The sequence below is a fragment of the Mycobacterium sp. E2497 genome (assembly GCF_001668695.1).
Taxonomy (GTDB): domain Bacteria; phylum Actinomycetota; class Actinomycetes; order Mycobacteriales; family Mycobacteriaceae; genus Mycobacterium.
In genome coordinates, this window is sequence record NZ_LZKD01000061.1 from 26,515 (window position 1) to 36,845 (window position 10,331).

Sequence of the window (10,331 nt, forward strand, 5' to 3'; positions counted from 1 at the left end):
CGGTCAGCGGCGTGGTCTACGCTGCGTAGTATTCGATATCCGAGCAGGAGGCGCCGACGTGACACCTCGCGAGCAGGTCCGTTCGCAACGTTTGTCGCAGGGCAGGTTTTGGGGCCGTTCCGGGGGCGTTCGGCATGGTCTGCCCCGTCGCCTGCGGCCGCTGGCGCTGGCCGCGACATTCGGCGTGTTGGCGCTGACCCTGAGCGGATGCAGCTGGGAGGACGTGCTGGGCCTGGGCTGGCCCAAGGGCATCACCCCGCAGGCCCACCTCAACCGTGAGTTGTGGCTCGGCGCCACCATCGCCTCGCTGGTCGTCGGCGTCATCGTGTGGGGTTTGATCTTCTGGGCATCCGCCTTCCACCGCAAGAAGGCCACCGACACCGAGCTGCCCCGCCAGTTCGGCTACAACATGCCGCTGGAACTGGTCCTGACGGTGACGCCGTTCCTGATCATCTCGGTGTTGTTCTACTTCACCGTGGTGGTCCAGGAGAAAATGCTGCACGTCGACAAGGACCCCGAGGTGGTGGTGGACGTCACCGCCTTCCAGTGGAACTGGAAGTTCGGCTATCAGCGCGTCGACTTCAAGGACGGCACGCTGACCTACGACGGCGCCGACCAGGCGCGCAAGAACGCGATGGTGTCCAAGCCCGAAGGCAAGGACGCCCACGGCGAGGAGCTCGTCGGACCGGTACGCGGGCTGAACACCTCCGACCGCACCTACCTGAACTTCGACAAGGTCGAGACCCTGGGAACCAGCGACGAGATCCCCGTGCTGGTGCTGCCGACCGGCAAGCGCATCCAGTTCCGGCTGGCCTCCGCGGATGTCATCCACACGTTCTGGGTGCCGGAGTTCCTGTTCAAGCGCGACGTGATCCCCAACGCCGAGGCGAACAACTCGATCAACGTCTTCCAGGTGGACGACATCAGCAAGCCAGGGGCCTTCGTGGGCCATTGCGCCGAGTTCTGTGGCACCTATCACTCGATGATGAATTTCGAGGTTAGGGTGGTGCCGCCCAACGACTTCAAGGCTTACCTGCAGCAGCGGATCGACGGAAAGAGCAACGCCCAGGCATTGCAGGCCATCGGTCAGGCACCGCTCGCGGTGTCCACCCACCCGTTCGACACCCGCCGCGGCCAGTTGGCCGGAAGTCAGCAGTAGGTTAGGACACCAAATGCATATTGAAGCCAGGCTTTTCGAATTCGTCGCCGGGTTTTTCATTGTGGTTGCGGTGCTTTACGGGGTGCTGACAGCCCTTTTCGCCACCGGCGGTGAGGAATGGGCGGGCACAACCGCGCTGGCGCTGACTGGCGGACTGGCGTTGATCGTGGCCACCTTCTTCCGATTCGTCGCGCGCCGCATCGACACCCGGCCCGAGGACTACGAGGGCGCCGAGATCAGCGACGGAGCAGGTGAATTGGGCTTCTTCAGCCCGCACAGCTGGTGGCCGATCCTGATCGCGCTGTCGGCCTCGGTGAGTGCGGTCGGCATCGCGCTGTGGCTGCCGTGGCTGATCGCCGCGGGGGTGATGTTCGTCCTCGCGTCGGTCGCGGGGCTGGTATTCGAGTACTACGTGGGACCCGAGAAGCACTGATCCGCACGCGATAAGGTCACAATCCGATCACGTGATCTGTGGCCGCTTCGCCAGGACTTCTTTGCCACTCTCGGTTCGGTAATGTTTTGCCCAGGCAATGACAATTTCTCAAGCGCGCGCGCAACGCTACGGCCGTCGGGCCCCGCGCGCTGGTGAGGCAGTCGGACAGGGCAGGCAAAGATGAGCGGGCCGAAACCACCGGAATGGGAACCTGAGGAACCCGATTCCGTGAACGAGGCTCCCCACCAACCCGATTCCGACGGCGAGCCCGCGGACGGCCCGGAATCCGCGGGCGAACCCGGTCCCGACGACGAACTCGAGCCCTTCGACGACGGCGCCGAGCCGGCGGCCGAGCAGACCGGCCAGACCGACGCCTACTCGCGGGCCTATTCGGCCCCGGAGTCGGAGCACTTCATCAGCGGCCCGTACTTGCCGGCCGATCTCCGGCTCTACGACTACGACGCCTTCGACGAGTCGGACGACACCGACGACGAGCACGCCGCACCGCGCTGGCCGTGGGTGGTCGGGATCGCCGCCATCGTGGCCGCCATCGCGCTCGTCGTCTCGGTATCGCTGTTGTTCGCGCGCACCGACACCACCAAGCTGGCCAACCCGAACACCACCACCGTCCCGTCGATGCCGCCGATGCAGGACGAGATCACGACCACCAAACCGCCACCGCCGCCTCCGCCGCCACCACCCACGACCGAACCGCCGCCCCCGACAGCAACGGAGACCCAGACCGTGACGGTGACGCCTGCACCGCCGCCGCCACCGCCGCCGCCCGCCCCGGCGCCGCCGCCGGCCACCTCGACCGCGGCGGCGCCGCCGCCACCGCCGCCGACCACCCCGGCGGGGCCGCGGCAAGTGACCTATTCGGTGACCGGCACCAAGGCGCCCGGTGACATCATCTCGGTGACCTACGTCGACGCGTCGGGGCGGCGGCGCACGCAGCACAACGTGTACATCCCGTGGTCGATGACCGTCACGCCCATCTCCCAGTCCGACGTGGGCTCCGTCGAGGCGTCCAGCCTTTTCCGGGTCAGCCGGCTCAACTGCTCGATCACGACGAGCGACGGAACCGTCCTGTCGTCGAACACCAACGACGCACCGCAGACGAGCTGCTGATGGTCAGCAGGTATTCGGCGTATCGCCGTGGGTTGGGCGACGACACCGTTTCGCCCGACGTCGTCGACCGCATATTGATCGGCGCCTGCGCCGTCGTCTGGCTGGTGTTGCTGGGCGTGAGCGTGGCCGCGGCCGTCGCGCTGTCGGACCTGGGGCGGGGCTTTCACAAGGCGGCCGGCGGCAGCCATACCACGTCGTGGGTGCTGTACGCCGTGATCGTGGTGTCCGCGCTGATCATCGCCGGGGCCATCCCGATGCTGTTGCGTGCCCGCCGGATGGCGCAGAGCGAGCCCGCCGCCCGGGGGATGACGGCACCCCGGGCCCCGGTGCGCCTGATGTCCCAGGCGCCGCGCACCGCGGCCGAATGGGCGCGTCAGCCGAGGGCGCAGGCGCCGGCTGAGGAGGCCGACTCCGGCTGGTCGGGGGAGGCGGTCGATCGGGTCTGGTTGCGCGGCACCGTGCTGCTGGTGGGCGCGATGGGCCTGGCGCTGGTCGCGGTGGCCACTGCCACCTACCTGATGGCCGTGGGCCACGACAGCCCGTCCTGGGTTGCTTACGGCGTGGCCGCGGTCGTCACCGCCGGGATGCCGGCGATCGAGTGGCTGCACGTCCGGCAGCTGCGCCGCGCCATCGCCGCGCAGTAGGCCCGCGTCAGGACGCCTTGGCGTACCTGCGAACCCGTTCGTCCTCGCCGAAGGTGCCCGTGTGTTGCGTACCGTTGGCGTCGCGGCCGAAGAATGTCCAGCGTCGGGGAGTGGTCTGCGGCCCGCTGATCATCTTGACGGTGTAACGCAGGGTCGTGGGCCGCAGCGTGCCGATGACGTCACCGACCTTGATCTTGGACGGATGGATCTCCGGGGCGTCGCCCCAGTCCTGTATCGCCATTGCGTCCATCCTCACCGTGTCGGCCCTCCGCTCACCCGGACAGCGCCACGGTCGGACCCTCGCAACTGTAGTGCACGATCCCGGTCGGGCCGGCCCGACCGGACGGCGCGGCCGCGAAGGCGCCGCCGCTACCGCCGTGCGAGATGAGCCCGCGTCGTCGGCGCCCTGGCCGCCCCGGTGAGGTGCTGGTGGCGTAGCGTTCAGCGCGAGCCGTTTCGTTGTCAGCGGTGGTCGGCCTCTACCGGCCACCCACAGGCAATGCGATTCCTCCGTCCGTCCCGCGCTCGCCGGGGCGAACGACGCCGACGTGAAGGGATCCGCAGATGGTTGTCGCGAATCTGCCCGGCCGCGAATCGTTCGAACGCCGCCGCCGCGCCAATCCGGTCCGGGTGGCGGTGGCCCATGACCTGGGCCGCGCCATCGACGGCGCGTGGTGGCCGCGCGCGGACCGCATCACCAACGAGTTGCCCGAGTTGGTCGCCGTCCTGACTCCTCTGCTGGGAGAAGTCAGCACCATCAACGTCAATTGGCCGCCGCTGCAACGACCACCCGACCTGAACTGGTCGGGATGGGAACGCAAGCGCCAGCACGTGATGACCGTCGTCGGGGACGACGCACGGGTGAACCTGCTGGTCATCCCGTACGCGACCTACAGCGCGCTCGCCCTGATGGTGCTGCGCTGCGCGGCCAACCTGCCCGTCGAGGCCCGCGACCAGGTGAAGCCGGCCTTCCTGACCGCCGGCTCCATCGTGCGGGCCGCCCACCAACAGTGCGGCGCGGCCGTCACCGGACCAGCACGAGGCTAGTGGTGCTCGCCGTTCTTGCCGTTTGACCCGACGGTGCTTTCCTGGTGCTCGCGCAGCGCGGTCAGGGCACGTTGCTCGGAACCGTGCGCCGCCTCGCGCAGGGCCGCATCCTCGGACGCCGGGTCGGCGAACAGGAAGCTGCCGTGACCCGGTGAACCGGCCGAGCCCAGCTTGTTCATCCGCTTGGGCAGCGCCGCGCCCTGGTATTCGAGCGGTATCGGGTGGCCGTGGTCGTCGACGGGGCCGAGCGGCTGATGCAGCTCGATGTACGCCCCGTGCGGCAGTCGCTTGATGATGCCGGTCTCGATCCCGTGCGCCAGCACCTCCCGGTCGCTGCGCTGCAGGGCGACGCACCACCGGTAGGTGATGAAGTAGACCACGGGCGGGAGGATGACCATCCCGATGCGGCCGATCCACGTCGTCGCGTTCAGCGAGATCTGGAATTTCAGCGCGATGATGTCGTTCATCGCCGCGAGCGTCAGCAACATGTAGAAGGAGATCGCCATCGCGCCGATCGCCGTGCGCACCGGCACGTCGCGCGGCCGTTGCAGCAGGTTGTGATGCGCGTAGTCACCGCTGAACCGCTTCTCCAGGAAGGGGTAGACGATCAGCAGCACGAAGATCAGGCCCATGATCAGCGCCACCCAGACGGCGGCCGGGATCGTGTGGTGCCAGAAGTAGAACTCCCACGGCGGCCAGATGCGCGCCAGGCCTTCCGTCCACATCATGTAGAAGTCCGGCTGCGAACCGGCCGAAACGTGGGATGGCTTGTAGGGGCCAAGGTTCCAGATCGGGTTGATCTGCAGCAGGCCACCCATCAGGCCGAGCACACCGACGATCGCGGCGAAGAACGCGCCGGACTTCACCGCGAAGATCGGCATGACCCGGACGCCGACCACGTTGTGCTCGGTGCGGCCCGGCCCGGGGAACTGGGTGTGCTTCTGGAACCACACCATCGCCAGGTGCAGCCCGATCAGCGCCAGGATGATCCCCGGCAGCAGCAGGATGTGCAGCGCGTACATGCGGGGGATGATGTAGCCCGCCGTCGCACATTCGTTGCCGATGCCGCCGCACGGGAAGTCGCCGCCGAACAGGGCCCAGTGCAGCCAGGTGCCGATGATCGGCATCCCCAGCGTGATCGAGGACAGCGCGGCGCGCAGCCCGATGCCCGAGAGCAGGTCGTCGGGCAGCGAGTAGCCGAAGTAGCCCTCGAACATGGCCAGGATCAGCAGCAGCGACCCGATGACCCAGTTGGCCTCACGGGGCCGGCGGAACGCGCCGGTGAAGAAGATGCGGGCCAGGTGCACCATGATCGACGCCGCGAAAATCAGTGCGGCCCAGTGGTGTACCTGACGGACGAACAGCCCGCCACGCACCTCGAAGGAGATGTCGAGGGTCGACGCGAACGCCTTGGACATGTCGACCCCGCGCAGCGGCTGGTAGGCCCCGTTGTAGGTGACCTCGGCCATGGACGGGTCGAAGAACAGTGTCAGGTAGACACCGGTGAGCAGCAGCACGATGAAGCTGTACATCGCGATCTCGCCCAGCAGGAACGACCAGTGGGTCGGGAAGACCTTGTTGAGCTGCCGGCGCACCGCCGCCGACGGGTGATAGCGCGTGTCGATGTCTTCGCCCTGGCGAGCCAGGACGTCGCCGATCTTGGGCGGCTTGGGGGGACTCAGCTTCGGGCTCATGATGTCGTCCTTTCCCAGAAGGCCGGTCCGACGGGCTCGATGAAGTCGCCGTTGGCGACCAGGTACCCGTTGGTGTCGATCGTGATGGGCAGTTGCGCCAGCGCACGCGCCGCCGGGCCGAAGATCGGCTTGGCGAAGTGCAGGGCGTCGAACTGCGACTGGTGACAAGGGCACAGGATTCGGTAGGACTGCTCCTCGTACAGCGACGCGGGGCAACCCAGGTGCGAGCAGACCTTGGTGTAGGCGAACAACTCGCCGTAATTGAAGCTCTCCTGGCCCTGGCGCTTGACCACGCGGGGCATGTCCGACGGCCGGACCCGGATGAGCATCACGGGGTTGCGGACGCCCTGGTTGATCGCCCGCAGTTTTTCCTGCGATTCCGGGGTGGTGCCGTCACCGTCGGACTCGCGCCACGGAAAGACGGTCTCCATGCCGCCGGCGTCGAGGTCCTCCGGGCGCATCTTGATGAACGGCGACGTCCCGGCGGAACCGGTGGCCCGCGCGAGGAAGATGGTCTCGCCCGCGTAGCGCGGTGTCCAGCCGGACGTCCACAGCACGGCCTTCTTGCCGTTCGCGGTGGGCACCACCGGCTTCCACGGGTTCTTGATCAGGCCGCCGGCAAACGCCACCAACGTGGACAGTCCGAACGCGCCGAGGCCCAGCCCCAGCGATGCCCCGATCACCTTGCGCCGCCGGACGGTCGAGCCTTCCAGGGCGTCGGTCAGGTTGGCCACGACCGTCTTGCGGTCGATCTCCCGGGAGGCGCCGTCGTGCCGGTCTTGGATCGAAATCTCTTCCGGGATAAACCGTTTCTGGTACAGGATGGTGCCGACGGCGATCGACAGGATCGACATCCCGAAGGTCAGCCCGTACAGCGGGGTGGCCAGGTCGTACAGCAGGCTGCCCGCGGCCGCCTTCGGCTTGTACTCCCACGGCCAGAACAGGAACACCAGCAGCAGCGCCAGCCCGAAGATGCCGCCCAGCAACAGCCACAGGGCGACTCCGCGCTCTGCGCGCTTCTCGGCCTTGGTGCCCTCGACGGGCCAGCGGGGTTCCTTGACCAGCGTCTCGACGCCGTCGAGCTTGCCGCCCAGCGCCACCAGCGCGTCGCGCGACATGGCGGCCAGGGCCGCCTCGTCGGGTTCGTTCGGCGCGGCGCCCTTGTCGGTGTCAGAGCCGCGAACGTCGTTTTCGCTCATGATGCTCGTGCCCCAATCCACAGTGCCAAACCGATGGCGGCGACCATCCCGATGATCCACGCGGCCATGCCCTCGGGTGCGGGCCCGAATCCGCCCAGGCCGTAGCCGCCGGGCTGGCGCTCCTCGGTAACCGCCTTGATGTAGCCGATGATGTCCTTCTTGGCCTCGAAGGACAGCTGGCGGTCGGAGAACTTCGGCATGTTCTGCGGGCCGGTCCGCATCGCCGCCAGGATCTGCTGCTCGTTCGGCGCTTCCAGCGGCGGCGCATACTTGCCCGACGACAGCGCCCCACCCTTGCCGGTGAAGTTGTGGCAGGAGGAGCAGTTCAGCCGGAACAGGTCCCCGCCGCGGCCGAGGTCGTCGCCGCGCAGCGACTTCATGGCCAGGCTGCCGTCCGGGTTGCGCACCGTGGTCGGACCGCCACCGTTGGCCTGCACGTATGCGCCCAGCGCGTCGGTCTGCGCCTCGTCGAAGATCGGCTCCTTGCGGGGCGCCTGGGCCTCGCCGGTCATCGCGGGCATCCGGCCGGTCGAGACCTGGAAGTACACGGCCTCCTCGCCGACGCCGATCAGGCTGGGCCCGCGGTCGGGCACCCCCTGCAGGTTGGCCCCGTGGCAGGACACGCACGACGTCTCGAACAGTTGCTTGCCGGTCCGCAGCAGCGCCGAGGACGACTCGTCGGCAACAGCCACCTGGGGGCGCGGCGTCAGCACGGCGGCCAGGCCGCCGGCGATGGTGAGCGCGATCAGCAGCAACAGCCCGCCCGAGAGGCGGCGGCGCAGCCGCCGCCGGGAGCGATCACTGGCGGCTTTTCGCGACTGCCCGGGCCGCGCACCGGATCTGGTAGACCCCAGTTTCTTCAACCCAGCACTCCTGTTCGTCCAGCGTCGGCTCATCGGATGAAATAGATCACGGTGAACAGCGCGATCCACACGATGTCGACGAAATGCCAGTAGTAGGAGACGACGATGCTCGCGGTGGCCTGCGCCGGGGTGAACTTGCTCATCGCGGTGCGCGCCAGCAGGAAGATGAAGGCGATCAGACCGCCGGTGACGTGCAGACCGTGGAACCCGGTCGCCAGGTAGAACACGCTGCCGTAGGCGCTGCCGGGGATGGTGGTGCCGTGAGTCGCCAGGTGGAAGTACTCGTAGCCCTGCCCGCAAACGAAGAACAGGCCCATCAGGAAGGTGATCACGTACCAGCGACGCAGCCCGAAGACGTCGCCGCGCTCGGCCGCGAACACCCCCATCTGGCAGGTGAACGACGACGCGATCAGCACGAGCGTCACCGGGACGGCCTGATAGAGGTTGAGTTCGGTCGGCGGCGGCGGCCATTTCCCGCCCGACTGCGCACGCGCGGTGAAGTACATCGCGAACAGGCCGGCAAAGAACATCAGCTCGCTGGAGAGCCAGACGATGGTGCCGACACTGACCATGTTGGGTCGATTCAACGAATGAACCCGCGACGTGATTGCAGTACCCGAGGTCCCTACAGCGCTGGTCACATCCGCAAGTATGACGCTTTGTAGTTGATCAACTCCACCCGGGGCGGCAATTAATGTTTTCGCGTCGCGGCCGCGCCCGGAGCGGGCGGCTTTCCGCGGCTGTTGGGCGAGGTTCGGTCCGCGTGGGACCATCGGCGCGTGGCTGTGTCATCTGAGGCTTCGACCCCCGGCGGTTCGACCGCGGGCCCGGGGTCGGCGCCGTCGTGGCCGCAGGTCCTGGCCCGGTTGACGGGCGGGCACGACCTGGTGCGGGGCCAGGCCGCCTGGGCCATGGAACAGGTCATGGCTCGCGGCGCGAGCCCGGCGCAGATTGCCGCATTCGCCGTGGCCATGAAGATGAAGGTCCCCACCTCGGCCGAGGTCAGCGAGCTGGCCGACGTCATGCTGAGCCACGCGCGCCCCATGCCCGCCCTGCGCGACGACGCCGTCGACATCGTCGGGACGGGTGGTGACGGCGTCAACACGGTCAACCTGTCCACCATGGCGGCGATCGTGGTCGCGGCCGCGGGCGTGCCGGTGGTCAAACACGGCAACCGCGCGGCGTCGTCGCTGTCCGGTGGCGCCGACACGCTGGAGGCGCTCGGCGTGCGCATCGAGCTCGGACCCGAGCAGGTCGCGCAGAGCCTGGCCGAGGTCGGCATCGGGTTCTGCTTCGCGCCGGTGTTTCATCCCTCGTACCGGCACGCCTCGGTGGTACGACGCGAGATCGGGGTACCGACGGTCTTCAATCTCCTTGGGCCGCTGACCAATCCGGCCAGACCGCGGGCCGGGCTGATCGGCTGCGCGTTCGCCGACCTGGCCGAGGTGATGGCGGGGGTGTTCGCCGCGCGCCGGTCGAGCGTGCTGGTGGTGCACGGTGACGACGGGCTGGACGAGCTGACCACGACCACCACCAGCACCATTTGGCGCGTGCAGGCCGGCACGGTGGACAAGCTGACCTTCGATCCGGCCGGATTCGGTTTCGCCCGAGCCGATCTCGGTGACCTGCTGGGCGGTGACGCGCAAGCCAACGCCGCCGAGGTGCGTGCGGTGCTGGCCGGCGGCAAGGGACCGGTCCGGGACGCCGTGGTGCTCAACGCCGCCGGGGCCCTGGTCGCCCACGCCGGTCTATCCAGCCGCGCTGAATGGTTGCCGGCGTGGGAGGACGGGCTGCGGCGCGCCGGCGCGGTTGGCCTACGAGCAGACCTCGGCCCAAGCGGCGCAATACGATTCAGAGCTGCTCGCCGAACCGCACCCATCGCGCGAGCAGCTCTTCGGCCGCGCCGGAGTCGATCGCCGCGCCGGCGCGCCGCAGCCCGTCCTCCCACGCCGGCAACCATTCAGCGCGGCTGGATAGACCGGCGTGGGCGACCAGGGCCCCGGCGGCGTTGAGCACCACGGCGTCCCGGACCGGTCCCTTGCCGCCGGCCAGCACCGCACGCACCTCGGCGGCGTTGGCTTGCGCGTCACCGCCCAGCAGGTCACCGAGATCGGCTCGGGCGAAACCGAATCCGGCCGGATCGAAGGTCAGCTTGTCCACCGTG

10 protein-coding genes and 2 pseudogenes are annotated in these 10,331 nt (G+C 68.3%); 6 read left to right on the plus strand and 6 right to left on the minus strand.

Features of this window, described 5'->3' with window-relative positions:
• Nucleotides 1–58: 58 nt before the first annotated feature.
• The 4 genes from A5713_RS04755 (at nt 59) to A5713_RS04770 (ending at nt 3,364) form a co-directional block, all read left to right on the plus strand.
• Entirely contained in the window at nt 59–1,159 is a 1,101-nt protein-coding gene (locus tag A5713_RS04755) for a cytochrome c oxidase subunit II (RefSeq protein WP_082972786.1), read from the plus strand.
• Nucleotides 1,160–1,172: 13 nt separating this feature from the next.
• A complete protein-coding gene (locus tag A5713_RS04760) occupies nt 1,173–1,592 on the plus strand; it encodes a cytochrome c oxidase subunit 4 (protein WP_067920667.1) in 420 nt (139 codons plus the stop codon).
• Between the two features lie 180 nt (nt 1,593–1,772).
• Nucleotides 1,773–2,720 carry an MmpS family transport accessory protein gene (locus A5713_RS04765; RefSeq protein ID WP_068093062.1) on the plus strand — a complete coding sequence of 316 codons (948 nt, stop codon included), beginning with the start codon at nt 1,773–1,775 and terminating at the stop codon, nt 2,718–2,720.
• On the plus strand, nt 2,720–3,364 hold the full coding sequence (locus A5713_RS04770) for a DUF2561 family protein (protein WP_067917838.1): 645 nt from the start codon (nt 2,720–2,722) through the stop codon (nt 3,362–3,364). The genes A5713_RS04765 and A5713_RS04770 overlap by 1 nt, the downstream gene beginning before the upstream one ends.
• Nucleotides 3,365–3,371: 7 nt before the next feature.
• On the opposite strand, the gene A5713_RS04775 is transcribed toward A5713_RS04770, so the two are convergent.
• A complete protein-coding gene (locus tag A5713_RS04775) occupies nt 3,372–3,605 on the minus strand; it encodes a hypothetical protein (RefSeq protein ID WP_067917846.1) in 234 nt (77 codons plus the stop codon).
• 323 nt (nt 3,606–3,928) lie between these two features.
• On the opposite strand from A5713_RS04775, the gene A5713_RS04780 reads away from it, so the two are divergent.
• Complete coding sequence (locus A5713_RS04780) at nt 3,929–4,411, plus strand: DUF5994 family protein (RefSeq protein WP_068093068.1); 483 nt, start codon at nt 3,929–3,931, stop codon at nt 4,409–4,411.
• On the opposite strand, the gene A5713_RS04785 is transcribed toward A5713_RS04780, so the two are convergent.
• From A5713_RS04785 to A5713_RS04800, 4 genes are read right to left on the minus strand one after another with little or no spacing between them, the layout of a single operon-like run.
• Entirely contained in the window at nt 4,408–6,105 is a 1,698-nt protein-coding gene (locus A5713_RS04785; RefSeq protein ID WP_068093071.1) for a cytochrome bc complex cytochrome b subunit, read from the minus strand. The two genes, A5713_RS04780 and A5713_RS04785, sit on opposite strands and share 4 nt — an antisense overlap.
• Nucleotides 6,102–7,304 (minus strand): ubiquinol-cytochrome c reductase iron-sulfur subunit, encoded by a 1,203-nt coding sequence (locus A5713_RS04790; protein ID WP_068093074.1) that lies wholly within the window; start codon nt 7,302–7,304, stop codon nt 6,102–6,104. The genes A5713_RS04785 and A5713_RS04790 overlap by 4 nt, the downstream gene beginning before the upstream one ends.
• Nucleotides 7,301–8,167, minus strand: a complete 867-nt coding sequence (locus A5713_RS04795; protein WP_082972787.1) for a c-type cytochrome — start codon at nt 8,165–8,167, stop codon at nt 7,301–7,303. Before A5713_RS04795 ends, A5713_RS04790 begins: the two co-directional genes overlap by 4 nt.
• Nucleotides 8,168–8,196: 29 nt before the next feature.
• Complete coding sequence (locus A5713_RS04800) at nt 8,197–8,808, minus strand: heme-copper oxidase subunit III (protein ID WP_055401014.1); 612 nt, start codon at nt 8,806–8,808, stop codon at nt 8,197–8,199.
• 138 nt (nt 8,809–8,946) lie between these two features.
• On the opposite strand from A5713_RS04800, the pseudogene trpD reads away from it, so the two are divergent.
• Nucleotides 8,947–9,975, plus strand: a pseudogene (gene trpD, locus A5713_RS29010) (anthranilate phosphoribosyltransferase); the annotation flags it as partial.
• Nucleotides 9,976–10,018: 43 nt separating this feature from the next.
• On the opposite strand, the pseudogene A5713_RS27300 reads toward trpD, so the two are convergent.
• Nucleotides 10,019–10,331: pseudogene (locus A5713_RS27300) on the minus strand (anthranilate phosphoribosyltransferase); the annotation flags it as partial.